This window comes from Acinetobacter sp. RIT698 (assembly GCF_009668065.1).
Lineage (GTDB): Bacteria > Pseudomonadota > Gammaproteobacteria > Pseudomonadales > Moraxellaceae > Acinetobacter > Acinetobacter guillouiae.
Map to the genome: position 1 here is coordinate 1 of NZ_WJYH01000068.1, position 18,673 is coordinate 18,673.

15 protein-coding genes and 2 pseudogenes are annotated in these 18,673 nt (G+C 34.9%); 7 read left to right on the plus strand and 10 right to left on the minus strand.

Features of this window, described 5'->3' with window-relative positions; genetic code table 11:
* Positions 1-76: 76 nt before the first annotated feature.
* Positions 77-760, minus strand: a complete 684-nt coding sequence (locus GJV03_RS19625) for a DUF1566 domain-containing protein (RefSeq protein WP_154130913.1) — start codon at positions 758-760, stop codon at positions 77-79.
* A gap of 415 nt (positions 761-1,175) precedes the next feature.
* Here GJV03_RS19625 and ddlA point away from each other — a divergent pair.
* Positions 1,176-2,270: pseudogene (gene ddlA, locus GJV03_RS19630) on the plus strand (D-alanine--D-alanine ligase).
* 186 nt (positions 2,271-2,456) lie between these two features.
* Here ddlA and GJV03_RS19635 read toward each other — a convergent pair.
* On the minus strand, positions 2,457-3,107 hold the full coding sequence (locus GJV03_RS19635) for an NAD(P)-dependent oxidoreductase (RefSeq protein WP_154130914.1): 651 nt from the start codon (positions 3,105-3,107) through the stop codon (positions 2,457-2,459).
* A gap of 108 nt (positions 3,108-3,215) precedes the next feature.
* Here GJV03_RS19635 and GJV03_RS19640 point away from each other — a divergent pair, with 108 nt between their 5' ends.
* Positions 3,216-4,106 carry a LysR family transcriptional regulator gene (locus GJV03_RS19640; RefSeq protein WP_154130915.1) on the plus strand — a complete coding sequence of 297 codons (891 nt, stop codon included), beginning with the start codon at positions 3,216-3,218 and terminating at the stop codon, positions 4,104-4,106.
* A 158-nt stretch (positions 4,107-4,264) separates the two neighbouring features.
* Here GJV03_RS19640 and gltS read toward each other — a convergent pair whose 3' ends face one another.
* Positions 4,265-5,494 carry a sodium/glutamate symporter gene (gltS, locus tag GJV03_RS19645; protein ID WP_154130916.1) on the minus strand — a complete coding sequence of 410 codons (1,230 nt, stop codon included), beginning with the start codon at positions 5,492-5,494 and terminating at the stop codon, positions 4,265-4,267.
* 549 nt (positions 5,495-6,043) lie between these two features.
* Between gltS and GJV03_RS19650 the strand changes: the two genes are divergently transcribed.
* Complete coding sequence (locus GJV03_RS19650; protein WP_252720751.1) at positions 6,044-6,514, plus strand: GNAT family N-acetyltransferase; 471 nt, start codon at positions 6,044-6,046, stop codon at positions 6,512-6,514.
* A 172-nt stretch (positions 6,515-6,686) separates the two neighbouring features.
* On the opposite strand, the gene chrA is transcribed toward GJV03_RS19650, so the two are convergent.
* A complete protein-coding gene (gene chrA / locus GJV03_RS19655) occupies positions 6,687-8,039 on the minus strand; it encodes a chromate efflux transporter (RefSeq protein WP_154130917.1) in 1,353 nt (450 codons plus the stop codon).
* 2 nt (positions 8,040-8,041) lie between these two features.
* Positions 8,042-8,962, minus strand: a complete 921-nt coding sequence (locus tag GJV03_RS19660) for a chromate resistance protein ChrB domain-containing protein (protein WP_154130918.1) — start codon at positions 8,960-8,962, stop codon at positions 8,042-8,044.
* A 644-nt stretch (positions 8,963-9,606) separates the two neighbouring features.
* On the opposite strand from GJV03_RS19660, the gene GJV03_RS19665 reads away from it, so the two are divergent.
* From GJV03_RS19665 to GJV03_RS19675, 3 genes and pseudogenes are all read left to right on the plus strand, one after another.
* Complete coding sequence (locus GJV03_RS19665; RefSeq protein WP_056511042.1) at positions 9,607-10,611, plus strand: SDR family NAD(P)-dependent oxidoreductase; 1,005 nt, start codon at positions 9,607-9,609, stop codon at positions 10,609-10,611.
* Between the two features lie 156 nt (positions 10,612-10,767).
* Positions 10,768-12,162, plus strand: a complete 1,395-nt coding sequence (fumC, locus tag GJV03_RS19670; RefSeq protein WP_154130919.1) for a class II fumarate hydratase — start codon at positions 10,768-10,770, stop codon at positions 12,160-12,162.
* A gap of 211 nt (positions 12,163-12,373) precedes the next feature.
* Positions 12,374-12,760, plus strand: a pseudogene (locus GJV03_RS19675) (IS3 family transposase); the annotation flags it as partial.
* A 152-nt stretch (positions 12,761-12,912) separates the two neighbouring features.
* Here the strand turns inward: GJV03_RS19675 and GJV03_RS19680 are convergent.
* The 5 genes from GJV03_RS19680 to GJV03_RS19700 all read right to left on the minus strand — a co-directional run bounded on the left by GJV03_RS19680 (position 12,913) and on the right by GJV03_RS19700 (position 18,168).
* Positions 12,913-14,625, minus strand: coding sequence for an ATP-dependent helicase (locus GJV03_RS19680; RefSeq protein WP_154130920.1), 1,713 nt, complete (start codon positions 14,623-14,625; stop codon positions 12,913-12,915).
* The gene (locus GJV03_RS19685; RefSeq protein ID WP_154130921.1) at positions 14,616-16,700 is read right to left on the minus strand and encodes an AAA family ATPase; all 2,085 of its coding nucleotides are present in this window, start codon (positions 16,698-16,700) and stop codon (positions 14,616-14,618) included. The genes GJV03_RS19680 and GJV03_RS19685 overlap by 10 nt, the downstream gene beginning before the upstream one ends.
* 504 nt (positions 16,701-17,204) lie before the next feature.
* Positions 17,205-17,381 (minus strand): hypothetical protein, encoded by a 177-nt coding sequence (locus tag GJV03_RS19690; protein WP_154130922.1) that lies wholly within the window; start codon positions 17,379-17,381, stop codon positions 17,205-17,207.
* Positions 17,382-17,737: 356 nt separating this feature from the next.
* A complete protein-coding gene (locus GJV03_RS19695) occupies positions 17,738-17,920 on the minus strand; it encodes a hypothetical protein (protein WP_154130923.1) in 183 nt (60 codons plus the stop codon).
* Between the two features lie 41 nt (positions 17,921-17,961).
* Positions 17,962-18,168 carry a helix-turn-helix transcriptional regulator gene (locus GJV03_RS19700; RefSeq protein ID WP_154130924.1) on the minus strand — a complete coding sequence of 69 codons (207 nt, stop codon included), beginning with the start codon at positions 18,166-18,168 and terminating at the stop codon, positions 17,962-17,964.
* A gap of 92 nt (positions 18,169-18,260) precedes the next feature.
* Here GJV03_RS19700 and GJV03_RS19705 point away from each other — a divergent pair.
* A partial coding sequence (locus tag GJV03_RS19705) for a hypothetical protein (protein ID WP_154130925.1) occupies positions 18,261-18,673 on the plus strand: 413 nt, incomplete at its 3' end.

Sequence of the window (18,673 nt, forward strand, 5' to 3'; positions counted from 1 at the left end):
CATTTTTGTATCTAAATTCTTTGATTGTTAATAATACAACAGTAGTAATTAAAAGTTAAAATTAATTGCTGTACTTCTATTTACTATTTCGAACCGCTCTAGAAAAACTACGGTTGTCTATGTAGTTAATGGTCCGTGCAAAAAAACCAGTCTTAAAGTTGACACTCCATGCCTTATATTTGTAGCCTATAGGTTTCCATGGGGATAATGAACTTGACCAGTATTTACCATCAGGTGGTGTATTAGGAAAAATATTAGTATCTAAAGTAGGTCTAGTTGACCCATCAGCACATATTTTTGGAACCTTTTGCCCATAAGGTAATTTTTTCATTTCAAGTTCATGATCTTGTCCATATTGTCTCCGCTCTTGTTCTGGTAATTGTATTTGTCCTATTTTCCTCCAGCCAGTACTACAATTACGAATTGTTATTAATTCTTTTATTTTGGGAACACGCCAGTTATTTTTACTTTCAAATCCACCATTTTTATTCATTTGATCAAGATAATCTTGTGCATCCTCCCATTTGTTAAATTCCAAAGGATCACCCTTACAAGTTGAGCCTGTCCATGATTGCCCAATTGAACAGCGCATCCATATCAAACCTGTTTCAGGATCACGCCATTGTCCAGATTGCATTAATTGTTCGTCAGTTTCTGCATAAACACCTATAGAATTTGTTGAAAAAAGAAGTAGAAAACATGCTGGAATTAAGTCTTTACTCAGCTTAAGAATAATCTTAGATTGGTTAAATAAGTTCATTTTCTTTTAATACCCAAGGAATAATTCTCTTAAAATTACATTTATCTCTATCCAAAGTAAACGTTGAGAAGATATAAAACCCTAACGAAGTTTAATTACATTTCTCTGTGATAATAAGTTATTTTTTCTTAAAATTAGCCCTTAAGTAGCTATTCAAGAAAATATTTTGAATTCAGCAATACCAACAGTGACATACTCGAAAACTGCATCACTGAATATCGAAAAATAGTAGAAAAAGCTGATGGACACGCAGTTGATGCGGAATGATTGAGGGAGGCGTGGTCCTTGGAGTGAGGGCTAATTCGCATAAGCACCATTATTTTAAATACCAAGTTCTATCTTTCACAATTATATTAATGACACCAAGTAATTACGTTTGTATCTTGTTCTTAATTATTTTTTATAGGAAAAAAACGTGAAAAAAAATGTAGGAATTATATTTGGAGGAAAATCAACAGAACATGAAGTATCCCTTCAATCTGCAAGAAATATTGTTGATGCTATTGATAAAGAAAAATTTGATGTGACATTGATAGGCATAGATAAAGATGGGATTTGGCATCTTAATGAGAGTACTAAATTTCTACTAAACTCCAATGATCCAAGTCTTATAGCCTTACATCCATCTGGAAGAAATGTAGCATTTATTCCAGGGAAAAAAGAACAACAAATTATTGAGTTCTAAAATAAAGCACTATCACAGTTAGATGTAATCTTTCCTATTGTCCATGGAACTCTTGGAGAAGATGGCTCATTACAAGGGTTACTGAAAATGGTAAATTTACCATTCGTAGGCTCTCAAGTATTAAGCTCTGCTATATGTATGGATAAAGATGTCTCAAAGAGATTATTACGAGAAGCAGGGTTAAACGTTACACCATATATAAGGTTAACTAAACAAAATAGAAAGAATATAGATTTTGATACTGTATGCTCTAAGTTAGGTTTACCGCTATTCGTTAAACCAGCTAATCAAGGATCATCAATTGGTGTTAGTAAAGTAAATACTATAGATGAGTTTGAAATAGCATTAAATACAGCATTTACCTATGATAATAAAGTGTTAATTGAAACAGGTATTGATGGCAGAGAGATAGAGTGTGCTGTTATTGGTAATCACAAACCTAAAGCAAGTGTTTGTGGGGAGATTGAACTATCAGATAGTTTCTATTCTTATGATACAAAATATATTAATGAAAAAGGTGCTAAAGTAACGATACCAGCCAATATCTCAGCTGAATTGAGTGAAAAAATTAAAAATATAGCTATCAATGCATATGAAATTTTAGAATGTACAGGTCTTGCCAGAGTAGATGTTTTTTTAACAAAAGATGGCACTGTCTATATTAATGAAATAAATACATTACCCGGTTTTACAAATATAAGTATGTTTCCCAAGTTGTGGGAAGCAAGTGGATTAAGCTATTCTGACTTGATTACCTATTTAATTGAATTAGCTATAGAGTATCACCAAGAGCAGTACTTAGTACTTGAGCCAAAATTAATATAATTCAGCTTAAAAATCTAGATTGCTTTTAATTTCTGATTGAAACCTTGCCCTAAACTCTTAAAACTCGAATCAGGGCAGGGGAAAGAAATCACGCTATGGATCATTGATACAGTTGCTAAATACAATCAGTGTAGAGCTTTGAATGATGCAAAAAACCCTCAGTTGAGGGTTTCAAATGATTTTAAATTAATATGCGACCGTAAACCTTTGACGAATAAACTGTCCATTCTCTAATTCATCAATCAAGGCAATTGCTAAATCTTCAGCAGATATTGTTCCTGGTTGATTACCATTCATTAGGGGTGTTTCTGTTCCAACACGATAATTATTAGTACGAATACCTGGATTCATTGCTGAAAACCCGATTGGAGGGCTAATCATAGTCCAATTAAGTTCAGTTTCATTTTTCAACTCATCAAGCAATACTCGGGCACCATTTGCCCCAGCATAATATTCTTTTGGAAAGTCAGGTGAATCTATTAATTGCAAGTCTGGAGCTACATATAGACTACCAGCACCACCTACCACTAACAGACGTTTAATGCCTGATTGTTTAGCCGCATTTACGATCGAACGAGATCCTTTTATATAATCTTCATAAATATTTGGGTTTGTCCAACCTGAATTAAAAGCACTAATAACTGCATCTACCCCTTTTAAGCCTGCTAATATTGCTGTTTCATCCATAACATCAACTTGAATAATTTCAAGATTATGCCTAGCCTCAATTTTATTTGATTCACGTATTAAAGCTTTTACTTCATATTCACGACTTAACAATTCTTCAAGCAAAGCTGAGCCTGCATAACCTGTTGCACCAATTAAAGCTACTTTCATTTCAGTATTCTCACTAATTAAATTAGATGTGTTAATAAAATAGTATTTGAAACTTGCGTTAAGAAATAGTAGCGTTTTAAAACTATCACCTTGAAGCTGTAGTTTAAAATGGATCACTATAAACGAATGGTAATTTTCAGTAAGGTTGTTGAACAAGGTTCAATGAGTGCAGCTGCAAGATTGTTAGAAATGTCACCTTCAGCTGTTAGTCAACAAATTCGATATTTAGAACGCCATAGTGGCATAACTTTATTACATAGATCGACAAGGAAATTAACTTTAACTGAAGTAGGGGAGCGTTATTATTTTTATTGTCAGCAGTTAAGTACGGCAGCTGAAAATGCACAAAATATTTTAGAATCAGAGGTGGAAATCCCTTTTGGAGAGCTACGTATTGCTGCACCAGTAGGTTTAGCTACGTATTTCATGACTGGCTTGGGAGAATGGGCGCAAAAATTTCCTTTAATGAGTATAAATATCCAAGTTCATGACGAATATATAGATCTAATCGAACAAAGAATCGATTTAGCTATAAGAGTTGGTGAAATGCCAGATTCATCTTATGTAGCGTTTAAAATTTCAGAAATGCAAATGGGTTTATATGTTGCACCTAACTGGATAAAAGAACATGGTTTGCCTACTCATCCTTATGAACTTATAGACTATGAATGGTTACATTTAAATTTTAATAATACTGCATCAATCAAAATGAATTTTTTTAATGGAAATAAGCATTTAAATATATCCTTGGGGAGAAAACCGAAAATCGTTATTAATAATATTTTAATCCTTAAGCAAATGTGTGAACAGGGATATGGAATATCGATACTAAGCTCTTTTGAAGTTAAAGATTCAGTTCATGAAGGTAAGCTTGTGCGCATATTACCAAATTGGCATATGGGCAATGTAAATGTATGGGCTGTAATACAAAATCGTAGCTATAATTCAGCAAAAGTAATTCAAGTTATTGAATATTTAAAAGATAGTCTAAGAGGCTAATCTTACATATATTTTATTACTACCAATAGCATTGTTTGTTCATCAACTTATTGGTAGCTATTCTTCAATATTAAGAAGTGGCAAAAAAAGCTGATGGACATGCAGCTGATGAAGAAAGATTGATGGAGGAGTGGCCCTCGGAGTGAGGGCTAGATATATTAACCAAAAAATTTTAAAATACCTTGAATTACAACCACATTGACTAAGTCAATAAAGAAGGCACCGACCAAAGGCACAATCAAGAATGCTTTATGTGATGGACCATACATATTAGTAATTGCCTGCATATTTGCGATTGCATTAGGGGTAGCTCCCATTCCAAAACCACACAAACCTGAAGCTAAAACGGCTGAATCGTAGTTTTTTCCCATAACTCGAAAAGATACATAAACCGCAAATAACCACATAGTAAGGGATTGAGCAATTAACAATATAATCATTGGAACAGCTAAATCTGCTAATTGCCAAAGTTTCAATGAGACCAAAGCCATCGCCAAAAATAGAGCAAGCGCAGTATTGCCAAATACGTCTATTGAACGATCAAAAATTGGTTGTTTAAAGCCAGATTCAGTCACGTTACGAAGTAAAATACCACCACCTAAAGCCCATACAAATGTAGGCAATTCAAAAGCTGTACCAATAGTTAAGTTTTTCATAATCTCTGCAAAAGCCAAAGCAAAAGCAAACATTCCTAAGGTTATAATAGCGTTGTCTGCAGTAATGAGGCGAACTTTTTGCGGAGCTTCAAACACATATTCACTATCTGTTAGTGGTGCGCTTTTATTTTCCTGGCGAACTTCACTATTTAAGGGAGAAGCTAATTGATGCTTGCTTATTAAATACCTTGCTAGCGGTCCACCCATTAGGCCCCCTACTACCATCCCAAATGTGGCACTTGCAATTCCCATTGGTAATGCACCTTCAACGGCATATTTTGATTCAAAAATCGGTCCCCAAGCACCAGCTGTCCCCAAACCACCAATTAGAGCAATTGAACCAGCAATGACACCCATAAGAGGATCTAAGCCAACCATTTTAGCGACAGCCATGCCTACGCCATTTTGTACTAAAACAAAGAATGAAATTGCAATAAGGAAAATAACTAAAGGTTTTCCACCTTCTTTTAACTTTGCGAAATTAGCACTCAATCCAATGGATGCAAAAAACATCAACATAAATGTATCCTGCATAGGCTTATTTATTGAGATTGTGTATCCCATAAGTTGATGGATTATGTAAAAAATAATTGCTCCAACTAATCCACCTGCCACGGGTTCTGGAATGTTGTATTTTGTCAAAAAAGGGATATGTTTGTTTAAAATACGGCCTGTATATAAAACCAATACTGCTAACATGAGTGTATATGTTGGATTAAGCACTAAGTCCATTAAATATCCTTAATTATTAATATTTTGCGCTGTTGATCTCTGCGATTTAATGTGAAAACTATCAACATAAACTACATAATTAATTCGCAGATCAAAGTTAATGTGATGTATCTCAAACATCTAATGCATTTTTTAATATTACTATGCATTTTTTGCATAACTGATTACATAACTATTAAGCTTGTCAATTGAGCTGCTCTTTTTTTCTTCTTTCTTAAGCCAGAACAACGTGTCATCACAAAAACCAAAATACGTGAAGTGCAAAAGATCGTTGATCGTCCTGTTTATAGCAACGTTTGCATTGATTCTGACGGCCTGCGCATCATCAACTCACTTATCCCCGACGATTCCAGCTAATTTGATTGTACCTTGCCCTAAACTCTTAAAACTTGAGTCGGGGCAGGATAAAGAAATCACATTTTGGATCATTGATACTGTTGCGAAATACAATGATTGTAGTACTTTTAATGATGCGAAGAGTAAAGCTCTTAAGTGAGAGTTAAACTTTTTATTTTGTATAATCTTTTAAATCATTGGGATAAAGAGTAATTGTCTGATCTTAAATTTTATTCGCTAAATAAGAGCGCTGTTACACTTGTTAAGACTCAATTTAGTGATTTCGAAGCGCTTGTCGCTATTCGAATTGAAGCAATGTTTGAAAGTCTTGAGCGTCTTGGTCGCTTTGATCCCATACGTGTCCGAGAACGTTTTCGAGAAGGCTTTACTCCTGAGTTTACTCGCTATATAGAAGCTTCCGGCGAGCGTGTAGGTTTTGTGGTTATTAAACCTTATATCGATGGAATGTTACTTGACCATCTCTATATTAAACCAGGTGCACAAGGTATGGGCATAGGTTCAGTAGTTCTTCGTCATATCTTCATGGAGGTGGACGCACTTGGCCTGTCTTTGAAAGTAGGAGCTCTAAAAGAGAGTGCTTCAAATCGATTTTATATTCGTCATGGTTTTCAATTCGTGGAAAGTAGTGAATTTGATAACTACTATGTTCGTCATTATGGATAAAGCGGTTTGGTGTTGGATATTTGACCTACACCTATTTATCGTTTAGGAATATAAATAAGTTAGAACGAGCTGATGCAGAGCGAATTGATAAAGAAAAATTAGATGAAGCATGGCCCTCTGAGTGAGGGCAATTAAAGTATTTCTGGTATAAAGTGAGAAATCTCCATTATGACTAGATATTGATGTAGAAAATCAGCCCAAGTGTTGCTGATACCAACAGAACGTAAATCACTTTAACCTCAAAGTAAAATAAGGCTATTAAAGCGCAAATTGCAATAAAAAATGCTGTAAATTCGAGAGAATGGTTAAATCCATTTGGCCATAAAACATGATAACTAAAGAAAAGCGCGAGATTTAATATTACTCCTACCACTGCAGCAGTAATTGCTGTTAAAGGAGCTGTATATTTTAATTCGTTGTGTGTAGACTCGATAATTGGAGCCCCAGCTAGAATAAAAATGAAAGAGAAGAGAAACGTAAACCAAGTAACAATTACAGCACCAAAAGCACCTGCCAAAAATACATGATCACTTCCTAATAATGCTTGATTAAAGCCACCTAAAAATCCAACAAAGGCAACAACCATAATTAGAGGGCCTGGTGTACTTTCACCAAGTGCTAGTCCATCTATCATTTGTGTCGGGCTCAACCAACCATAATAGTTTACAGCTCCTTGATATACGTAAGGTAATACAGCATAAGCACCACCGAACGTTAACAAAGCAGCCTTAGTAAAGAACCAAGCCATTTGTGTATAAGAGTGATCCCATCCGAGACTTAGAATCAAAACGATAATTGGTGTAATCCATAAAATTGCACCAATAAATAATATTTTTCCAAAGTGTTTCCAACTAAATAAGGCATGCTCTGGAGTTGGTGTGTCATCATCAATTAATGCAGGGCCGTAATCTTTCTTACTTTGTTGATGAGAACCTGCAGTCTTAAAAAAGTGTGGGTATTTTTTACTTGCTAAGTATCCAATAATTGCAGCTGTCAGAACTATTACAGGGAATGGTAAATTAAAGAAAAAAATAGCAACGAAAGCAAGTACGGCAATTGTCCATAAAAAATTATTCTTTAATGATCGGCTGCCAATTCGATATGTCGCATGAAAAACGATAGCTACAACAGCAGGCTTAATCCCATAAAAAATTCCGGCAATGATTGGAACATTCCCAAATTTTACATAGATCCATGAAAGGGCAATCAGGATAAATAATGATGGTAAAACAAATAGAACACCAGCGATGATCCCCCCTTTAGTCTTATGCATTAACCAACCTATATATGTAGCTAATTGTTGTGCTTCAGGTCCAGGTAATAACATGCAGTAATTTAAGGCATGTAAAAAACGTTTCTCAGAGATCCAGCGCTTTTGTTCAACGAGTTCTTGGTGCATGACAGCAATTTGACCTGCTGGTCCACCAAAACTAATGAACCCCAATTTAAGCCAGAATAGGAATGCTTGCCAAAATGAAACTGACTCTATTTCTTGTTCTGGTTGAATAATAAGTTCTTGTTCCATGATTATTCTCTTGATAGGTTGGCATATAAGCCATCGAAAATGTGATTCGATAATGCAAATAGTTGTTCATCATCATTTATCTGACTTCGAATTCCTTGAATAACTCTTTCAATACCTATTGCTTCGGGTGGCTCTATACCACCCACATCTAGGTAATGAACAATTTCAGCGATTTTCTTTAATGTGGGTGTTTCTAGATTAAAACTATGTAAAAGAACTTCGAAGGTCACCCAACGATTTATGTGGCTAAAGGTTGCACCATCAAAATCAAATCCTAATGCTTCATCTGGGCAGTCACTTGGCGTTTTTAACCAAATGAAAGTTGGTGTAGAGTCAATAAAAGTCTTTATTAGCCATGCAGAGGCTAGACGATCTATCCAAGGTCTTTCACGAGTTGCCCATGTTCTATTCTGATAATTAGTTTTGTCTAAAAGTTGGATATGAGCTTGAACTGCTTGAGGTTCATTCAATTCTCCTAGACGTGCAATTGAAAGTTCTAATAAGGAAAGTTCATTTAATACCAGTGCTTGAGCAGCATCTGGGTAATAGTCAATTTCCACAACTGCATCGATACTTTTTCTTAACTTTCGAACTTGCTTGAGCAGTTCTTTTTTATCACTTTTTGCTTGAAGATCTTTTAATGCATTGAGTTGTTTAAGAAGAACATCATATTCTTGTTTACGGTTGAAAATATGTTCGAGTTCAAGATTTAAAGGTGATTGTGTGTGAAATACATATGCGACTCCTTGTTCTGAAATTACATCATTAACAATTGGTTTAAACTTTTCATTATTAGATAGAGGTAGTAAGTAAACTCCATCCCTAAGGGTAGCAGCACCACTTGCTTTAAGAGCTCGCCATACTCTCATGCGTGTAGATGTATTCTTGGTGGTTAAAGAGGATATGAGCAAAGTTATATTCATGTTATATACTCAACATATTTTGTTTATTATGCTGCATAAAAAGTTATTAGAATAAATTAAAATTTTATATATTCTTTGCTCATTAAATGATAATGCTCGACTAGAATTCGTATACGGAAGTTGTTGAAAAAAGTAGACCCATAATAGACCAAAAATAGCCTGCTAATTATTGCTAAGTAGCTAATGGACATGCTGCTGATGCAGAAAGATTGGTTAAGGAGTGACCTTGAAAATAACTATACACATGACACTATGTGCAAAATATTACTTTGGCCAAGCTTAGCCCCAAGAATGGCCAAACTTTTTTAATTCAATAAGCAGTTGTTTTTATGAATATTTGTGATTAAACTTAAGTGGCAAAATATTACAAAAATAAAACCATTGGATTACGGCTATTTTTCCAATAGAAAAGGATAAATTGAAAAAGTGAATGAAATGTGAATTTTCTATTTCTAACCATAACTGAACTGCAACACACACTATATTTGTAAGGCGGTAAGATTAAATTAATGATCTTGTAGGTTAATAAGCCAAGGATAATTCAGTTGGTTTTAGTTTTTCTGGCTTGTGGATAAGTTGATGAAAGCACCAAATAAACACCGATATGATGCAAGTAATTGATTTTTAAAAGGAGTATCTATACAATGATTTTAGTGACTGGTGGTTTAGGCTTTATAGGCTCGCATGTGGTTTTAAGTTTGCTAGCTCAAGGGCAAGCGGTCGTCATTGTGGATAATCTAGCCAATGCCAATCTGCAATGCTTAGAGCGCTTAGAATTTATTACAGGAATGTATATTCCCTTTGTCAAAATTGATATTCGTAATACTCCCGCTTTAAATAAAGTATTTGAACAATATTCAATAGATACCGTTGTGCATTGTGCGGGATTTAAGTCCATTGAAGAGTCAAATCTAAAACCACTTGAATATTATAATGACAATCTCAGTTGTATTATGAGTTTATTACGCGCGATGCAGCGTACCGGTGTCAGAAATTTGGTACATCTTTCTAGCCTTATGGTTTATGCGCAATCAAGTTTAGAGCTGAATGAACAAACCGCATTTAATTATAGTTACCCTAATCCTTATATAAAATCTCAGCAAATGATTGAAGAAATCATTAAAGACACATTCAAAACTGATGAAGAATGGAAAATTGCCATTTTAAGGGTTTCAAATGTCGTCGGTGCATTTGAGCATGGTGTCTTGGGTGAGTTTGTTGCACCACTACCTAAAAATGTTGTTCCTTTGGCTTTACAAGTTGCGGCTCAACAACGTGATCTAATTGAAGTACAACGTAATTCAGAGACTGAGGATAAAACGACTGAGCGTAGCTTTGTGCATGTTCTTGACGTATGTGAAGCAATTAAATCAACTATTCTTTGGCTACATGAGCAGGGTAATGTTTATCAAAGTTTTGATATTGCAGGTCCTGTCTGTTCGATACAAAACCTGATCCACTTGATCGAAGAGGTTACGGCGAGTCAAATCCATCAAATTGATGCGGTGTATAAATTAGATGAACTGGATCAGGTTGCATCTACCAGCCAAAAAGCATTTGAGCTTTTAAAATGGAAAGCACAGCGCTCGCTTAAACAAATGATTGAAGATGAATGGCGTTTTTATCAAAATACCTTAAACAACCGATAAAAATCCAGAATAGATGATTATTGTAAATAATTATCATTTACATGTTTGGTTGATTTGTTTAGCATAATCGCTTCGCTGAAGCTGGTGTTTTTACGCAGATGTTGTCAAAACAAGCTTTAACTTGAAAATAAGATATGGATAAAGAAGAGGTTGAAAATGCAAACACGTATTGAACATGACACAATGGGCGATGTTGAAGTCCCAAGCGAAGCAATGTGGGGCGCACAAACTCAGCGAAGCGTAGAAAATTTTAAAATTGGTACAGAACATATGCCACGCGCGATGATTCGAGCGATGGGTCTGGTTAAAAAAGCAGCGGCAATAACCAATGCCAGCTTAAACCAAATTCCGCATGATCTGTCACAGTATATTGTCGATGCTGCCGATGAAGTAATTTCAGGCAAATGGGATTCACAATTTCCTTTGGTGGTTTGGCAAACAGGTTCAGGTACGCAAAGTAATATGAACTGTAATGAAGTCATTGCCAATATTGCCAATCAAAAATTAGGTAATCCATTAGGTTCGCAAAAGCCGGTGCATCCGAATGATCATGTCAATCGTGCGCAATCTACCAATGATTCATTTCCAACAGCGATTCATGTGGCTGCTGCGGTACAAATCAATGAGTTGCTTATTCCAGCAGTAAAACGTTTACGAGACACTTTACATCGCAAATCTGAAGCGTTTGACGATATTGTTAAGATTGGTCGGACTCATTTACAGGATGCAACACCGCTTACATTAGGTCAGGAATTCAGTGGCTATGTTTCACAGCTGGATCATGGACTAAAACGTTTACAACAGGCTTTGGTGTGGCTCTATGAGTTACCACTTGGTGGTACAGCTGTTGGTACAGGTTTAAATGCGCATCCTGAATATGCAGACAAAGCAGCGGAAGAATTAGCCAAACTGACGGGGTTACCATTTATCAGTAATCCCAATAAGTTTGAAGCACTTGCTGGTCGTGATGCTGCTGTATTTGCTTCTGGTTCATTGAAAACCTTAGCTGCGAGTTTAAATAAAATTGCCAATGATATACGTTGGTTAGCAAGTGGACCACGTTGTGGCTTGGGCGAGTTGCGTATTCCTGAGAATGAACCTGGTTCAAGCATCATGCCTGGTAAAGTCAACCCAACCCAATGTGAAGCAATGACCATGGTGGTTGCGCAAGTGATGGGGAATGACACCACGATTAACTTTGCAGGTGCAGCGGGGAATTTTGAACTGAATGTTTATATGCCTGTGATTGCATATAATCTTGTTCAGTCGATTCAATTGCTTGGCGATGCATGTAACAGCTTCGATGAACACTGTGCTGTAGGGATTGAACCAAATCGTGAAAAAATTGATTACTTCTTACATAATTCATTGATGTTGGTAACAGCACTGAATCCTGTGATTGGTTATGAAAATGCCGCTAAAGTTGCCAAAACGGCTTATAAAGAAGATAAGACTTTAAAAGAAGTCGCGATAGAACTTGGCTTTGTCACGGCTGAACAGTTTGATGAAGTGGTACAACCTGAAAAAATGGTACGTCCAAACGCGAAATAATCAAAAGCTGTAAGTGACTGTACTATTGATGATTTATTGAGCAAGCATCAGTCGTTTAAAAAAGCACCTTAAGTTATTACTAGTTAAGTAATATATATAAAACATATAAAAAAGATCCCTTTTAGGGATCTTTTTTATTCTTATAAGGGTTATTCAAAATAAAAAATACTAGTAAATAATATATAAATCACAAAAATAGACTATTGTTGTTCTCGTATGTGGCGCATTGAACTATGCTCTTGCACGTCAAGGCTATCCAATAGGCGTGATGATCCATTCGGATCAAGGCTCGCAGTACTGTAGTCGTGATTTTAGAACTGCATTACTCACTAATAGAGCAATCCAAAGTATGTCTCGTAGAGGCAATTGTTGGGATAATGAAGTGACTGAGAGCTTCTTCCATACGCTGAAAGGACATGTAGTACATGACAGTGTATTCTTTACAAGAAAAGATGAAAATTCGGTCTTGTTTGAATATATTGAAGTTTACTACAATCGAATCAGAAGACATTCTGCCAACGATTGGTTAAGCCCAGAGGCTTTTGAACAGAAATATTTTAAGAATTTAGAGGGAAGTACTTTCCACGATAGTGTCTAGGATCACTAATGTTATCACTACATCTTGGAGCAGGCGAAAACCCTCATCATTTAAAGTCAAGTGCAAATCAAGTCGGAACTAATCAACTTAATATAAAAAAGGTCACAATATCGAATATTCAAGCACTGCCTATCTACATTCTCAGTGGCTATTCAAGGCTCATTAAGAACGCAATCTGTAATGTCGAGCTTACCTACCAATAATGCTCGATTTGAAGTTGATACTGTTGGAACAGATATAAAAAGTCGATTCTTGGCTCGGCTGACAGCTACGTAATTGATCCTATGTTCTTCATTACTTACCAAATCTGGATTTAGAATAAACTCCAAATCTCTTTCCGAATCTAATACCAATAGTACGTTATCAAATTCATCCCCTTTAGATTTATGGATTGTTTTATGTAGACTCATATCTTCGGGAATACTTACGCATAGGGCTAATTGCTTATAACTATAGGTATCATAAAAATTCTTTGCATTTCCGCGCATTAATCTAGCAACATTTTTATTTGATAAGCGTCTGATTACATCTACAAAATTAGTCAAGGTTAAATCTTTAAAGCTATCATATTCCCTTAGAAGATCGGATAAATACTTTAAAGATTTAGAAACACTGTCGCCCTCATCTATGAATGACTTTCTTATCTCTTTGATTGCATCTTTGAATTTTTTCTCTCTAGTAAGTTCGATAGCTTTTACGCTTCGGCTTAATAAGTTACGTCTCTCAGATGTACCGTCCACAGATAATTTATCAAAAAGATACATATCTAAACCCTGTGCACCAATCTGAATTTTCAGAGCATTAGAAGTAATGTTATTTCTAGAAAGGGTATTTAATTTTTCATATACACAAATTGAACTGGCTCTTTGTACACACAAACTCATATCTCCAATAAAAAGTTGCGGACTGGATACATTTCGTTGGCTATCGGGATGTTGAATTATGTCAGTCCTCAAACTATTTAAAAAACTAACAATTTCAATGGTACTTCTTTTATTATTTGCAATTTCATACTCTTGCATATTTATTAAATTGAATGAGTGAAGTTGTCCTTGCTCAGCGCCTTGAAACTCATAAATAGATTGTGCTTGGTCGCCAATAACACCAATAATAGTTTCTTCATTTCCAATTTTTGTAATAATTGCCAATTGAATTGGATTGCAATCCTGAAACTCATCAATAAAAAAATATGGAAACTTTGATCGTAAAACTTTGAGTACAAAGGGGTATCTTTCAATAATTTGATGACTAAAAAAAAGTACATCATCATGATGAATAGCACCTTCATTCCAATATATTTTTCTATATTCGATATAGCTTGCGTTTCTTATTGAAACATTTTTGTTGATTTTTCCTAACCAAGGTTTTCTAGGCTTAAGAATAAGGTTTCTTTGATCATCAAATTGCCATTGAAGATCATCCAAAGCATCAGTAATACTTTTGAAATTATTGGGGGATGACAATAAATATTTCTGATTAGTAGTTGTTAGCCATTTATTAACTTTACCGTATGAAATATAAAGTTCATCATGGCCATCAAGTTTTGCTACATTTAGTGCATATTCATGGGCAATTAAATTTGCATATGGCTTAACTATATTTCTATATAAAAAGCTATGAATCGTTGAAACATCTACATGTTCAACTGATGTGCCCAATCGCTTTAAAATTGTCTCTACTGCAATATTAGTATATGTAGTACAAGCGACTTTTCTTATCTTCCCTAATCGATTTGAATTGTGAAGCACATTTTTTATATGCTCAACTAGCCAATGTGTCTTTCCTGCCCCTGGACCTGCTAATACCTTGAAATGCTGTTCAATATTTTGCAGTTTTGTGTTTGAAGTAATTGCATTTACTGGCATAAGGATTCGATTGCCTCCGCAATGTAGCTTGGAACATTAAATTCTTGATACTCAGCAGTTCCTTTTTTCTCTAAATTTTCCAAAAGAATTCTAGATAACTCTAAGGCGTTTTCGCCTTTGCCGACCGAGTTTAGGTATCGAGAGGCAATTACCGCCTCTTTTTTATCCTTCTCGTTCCAAGTTGTATTCGTATTTATACCATTCTTAATACGTGTATTTTCCTCACTAGCTTTCATTAGATTAGTTATATCGTCTAAACCTTTCCCATCACGATTTGCTTTCATTAGTCTCTTAATTTCTGACTGATTTTTCATAACGCCTGTGACTAACAATTCTAATGTAGGATTACAACGAACCAATTCATACTCTAATGTTTTCCCATAAGTAGAGTCTTGACTATAAAATGATATATTTACGTGGGCACTATATGTAGCTGGTGTTAAATTCTGTTGATATGCATATTCAGCTGTATTTGCATTAAATTCAAATGGGTAACATTTCTTAAAATGTTTACTTTCATCTTCTTCATCTGGATCTATAGGAGCTACAGGATGTTTTTTATATTCAGGATCAATGTCAGTTATGCAAACAATTTTTTTTAGAATTGTATTTGACTTTGTACTATCGAACATGTGCAAAAAGTGATCAAAATATCGCCCACCTACATTAATCACAGCAACGTGACTGTCCTCTAAGGATTTATCAAGGTATTGCGCGAAAACTGACATCAAAAGCTGTTCTGCGAGTCCCTCTACAAATAAAACCTTTTGGGCGAATAACATATCTGATTTAGTAGCATCTAAAAAACGTTGAACATATTTTAGACTTTTTCCATCAGAGGGAAACACCTTACTTGGATAGCCTACCTTCACCTCGCCATTTTCATTATGTAGACAAATGATTTCATCTAGTGAAACAGCTGAAGTAATATGAGTAGAATGTGTGGTCACAAAGATTTGTCTAACTTTACGAGCATTTTTATTATTTTTTAAAAATTTAAGAAATTTATACTGCATTGCTGGGTGTAAATGAGCCTCTGGTTCTTCGATTACTAAAGTTGCAAATACTTTGGCATTGCTTCCCATGTATGACCCATCGGAATTCACTTGCATTTTTGCTAGTAGTAAGGACATAAAAATAAGGTTGTTATAGCCTAATCCGTTATGTGTGGCGGGCACCTTTATGCCTGTTTGATATTCTATAACCAGTCTTAAAAATGAAAACATTTCTACATCAGAAATACTGCCATCGAAATTTGGAGTTGCATTATTAAATGAGGCTCCAGTTTCATTTGCGTACGACAGAATTTGCTCTTTCCCTTTCTCCATGCGTCCTTGTAGAGCTTGGATCAAATTATCAGCACGCGATACAAAAGAATCCTTTTTACTCTTAATCTCTCTTTCTATGTCCTCTTTTGTTTTGGTCTTATCTGACTTAATTTCATAGTCCATGAAAAAATCGAATACATTACGTAATAAGGTATTTTTACCAGTCAACATGTCACGCTCAACATCACGAATTGCATCTAAGAATTGGAAGTCGAATTTACTTAAAGACTCGCTATCAGCGACAGTTTGGTTGGCTAAATTACCGCCCCATACTTTATAGGTGTATAACCTAATGAAATCATTCTGGATGACTTTCCATGCTACATCTCTGGCATAAGGATCAGCGTCATCTATCGCTACCATTGCCTGATCGTATTTGTTCTTTTCTTTCTCAGGAAGAAAGAATTCATATGTAAGTTTGGCTTCAAATTCTGTATCAAGTTTCGTAAGCCAATTTGCAACCATGACCAAATCGTCCACTTCCTCGTGGCGTCCTTTTTTGATCGTAACTTCAATACTTATTTTCGGTGGAGTATTTTTTAACTCTGCAAATGTCGTATTTTTATTAAAATCATCAACATCGAGCCTTTTGCTCACATCTTGATTTATTACTAAGGAAAGTGCCTTAAGGAGGTTTGTTTTTCCTGCATTATTGTGTCCAATAATGACATTGACACCATCATTAAAGATTATTTCTTGTTCTTTAAAGTTTCTGAAATTCTTAATTTTAATGTTTGATATATACATATCTCAGTATTTTCCTTTTCTTTGAGTATTCTACAGCTTGTTCAACTAGCACTTCAGCGATTTGTTGCTAGGGTTGGTAATTTGAGTGTATCGCACAAGATCATTAGTTTATCGAATAGTGCTTGGTTCAGAATGACTCTTCATATATAAGCGAGATGCCCCAGAGTTCAACAGCCAAGTGCAAAAACATCTGATCATCTTCAGTCCTCCACCACACTGAGTATGTTTATATAAGATATTCTCGATATTTTCTATAGTTAAATCAGTGAACTACTCTTAAAAGTAATTAGTTACTAATCTACTCGCAAAATATAAACTTTTCCACATGTGAAATACTACGACTAGCTAAACACTGGTGAAATTGTAGTTGGGATAGGTTCAGTAGATAAATTCAATATGTTTAAACTCACAAGTTAAAATAAACTATTATTTTTAATTGAAGCGCCTGCATGTTTATTTCAAGTGGAAAACTTACAAACCAATTTTTCTGTTAACTTTCCTTAATTAATCTGAGTTTTTCATACCCATTGGCTCATTTAATTGATCAATACGCACACCATATATATGAGCATTGTATTGCCACACCACAAACTGCTCTAAAACCATTGAATTTTCTTTTTCCAATCTAATATTCTTAGTCTCCAAAGCATCAATCCTAACTTGAGCTATTTCTAGGCTCATTGGTACTTTCTCTTTTATTTTAGAAAGTCTTAATCTGGCAACTGGCGACTTTTCCCGAGATCAAAAGCATTTTTAATACGCATATATTTTCAAAGTTTGGCGAGTTCGGGCAGGCGCAAGCTGCACCTCAATGGCCCTCTAATCGGTGGATAAAACAGTAGATAAGTATTTGTTCCATGACTTCTAAAGGATTGGAAATACCACCACTCCAAAAAGAGTTCCAGATCTGGTTAATTTAGCCTGTAATCACACCAATGACTCTCAAATTTCTTTGAGAGTATTAGGTCGGATTTATAAAGGGAAAACTATGCGGAAATAATAAGATGCGACAAGGTTTGGCGTGCCATCGAAGCTAACTATTTTGTAGAACTGTAATGATCCTTATAATCTACGTGTACCTCATAAAAGATTCCATTTTTATTAGCTTTAAAATGCTTAATCGGTCTTTGCTCCAATTCCGCAATTATCATCAGGTCTTCCACCATTTTCTTACCTAATTCATTTCTTTTTTCTTCTTCTAAATCAAAGCTTTTTGGCATATTAAAATTCTCTCATTCATTTACTTAAGAATAATTATTACTTATGGGAGTAGTTCTTGCACTTCAACCTCTAACTCCATGGCAATTTCATATAACTTTTCAACAGTAATATTCACTTCACCGCGTTCAATACGCCCCATATAACTACGGTCTATTCCACATTGTAGCGAAAGTTTTTCTTGCGTTAACTTTTTTTCGACTCGCTTTGCACGAATTAATTGGCCAATTTTTAATGATAAATCTGTCATTTGAAACTAAATGCTCAAAAAATAGAAATATCACCAATTGAGGACTATATATCCACGGACTATAATCCTCATTTATTTTATAGAAGCTTAAAATGCCAAAATCCGTCAACTTACCTTTGTATGATGATTTTTTGAAAATCTTTATGGATAATGAAATCATCAATTGGCAAGCAAAACACTTTTGGGAAAAAATGGGGCTTAATCAACGTTATAGAGCTAAACGTTGTAAACAGCTTATGTATGTAGGGTTAAGAGTCTTACTCAAATGTCAATATTTAGAAGTTGATGCAAATAAATCTACAAAAAAAGCATTTAGCTATAATGAAACTCTGAGACTAAATGAGCTAAGAAATCAATATAAGAAACAAAAACTTAAAAATGTTTTTTTGCTAAAGGAAACTGAATTTATCAATAAAATTAAAGATAAAGAAAATAATCTAACGTTTATAGAATCATTATTATTAGATGATAAAACATTAGAGAAACATTTGATTAATCATAAAGA

Bases quoted from the DNA above. Each gene is read 5' to 3' on its own strand.
- GJV03_RS19625 (WP_154130913.1), bottom strand. From the start codon at position 760: ATGAACTTATTTAACCAATCTAAGATTATTCTTAAGCTGAGTAAAGAC.
- GJV03_RS19635 (WP_154130914.1), bottom strand. From the start codon at position 3,107: ATGAAAGTAGCTTTAATTGGTGCAACAGGTTATGCAGGCTCAGCTTTG.
- GJV03_RS19640 (WP_154130915.1), top strand. From the start codon at position 3,216: ATGGATCACTATAAACGAATGGTAATTTTCAGTAAGGTTGTTGAACAA.
- gltS (WP_154130916.1), bottom strand. From the start codon at position 5,494: ATGGACTTAGTGCTTAATCCAACATATACACTCATGTTAGCAGTATTG.
- chrA (WP_154130917.1), bottom strand. From the start codon at position 8,039: ATGGAACAAGAACTTATTATTCAACCAGAACAAGAAATAGAGTCAGTT.
- GJV03_RS19660 (WP_154130918.1), bottom strand. From the start codon at position 8,962: ATGAATATAACTTTGCTCATATCCTCTTTAACCACCAAGAATACATCT.
- GJV03_RS19665 (WP_056511042.1), top strand. From the start codon at position 9,607: ATGATTTTAGTGACTGGTGGTTTAGGCTTTATAGGCTCGCATGTGGTT.
- fumC (WP_154130919.1), top strand. From the start codon at position 10,768: ATGCAAACACGTATTGAACATGACACAATGGGCGATGTTGAAGTCCCA.
- GJV03_RS19680 (WP_154130920.1), bottom strand. From the start codon at position 14,625: ATGCCAGTAAATGCAATTACTTCAAACACAAAACTGCAAAATATTGAA.
- GJV03_RS19685 (WP_154130921.1), bottom strand. From the start codon at position 16,700: ATGTATATATCAAACATTAAAATTAAGAATTTCAGAAACTTTAAAGAA.
- GJV03_RS19690 (WP_154130922.1), bottom strand. From the start codon at position 17,381: ATGAGCCTAGAAATAGCTCAAGTTAGGATTGATGCTTTGGAGACTAAG.
- GJV03_RS19695 (WP_154130923.1), bottom strand. From the start codon at position 17,920: ATGCCAAAAAGCTTTGATTTAGAAGAAGAAAAAAGAAATGAATTAGGT.
- GJV03_RS19700 (WP_154130924.1), bottom strand. From the start codon at position 18,168: ATGACAGATTTATCATTAAAAATTGGCCAATTAATTCGTGCAAAGCGA.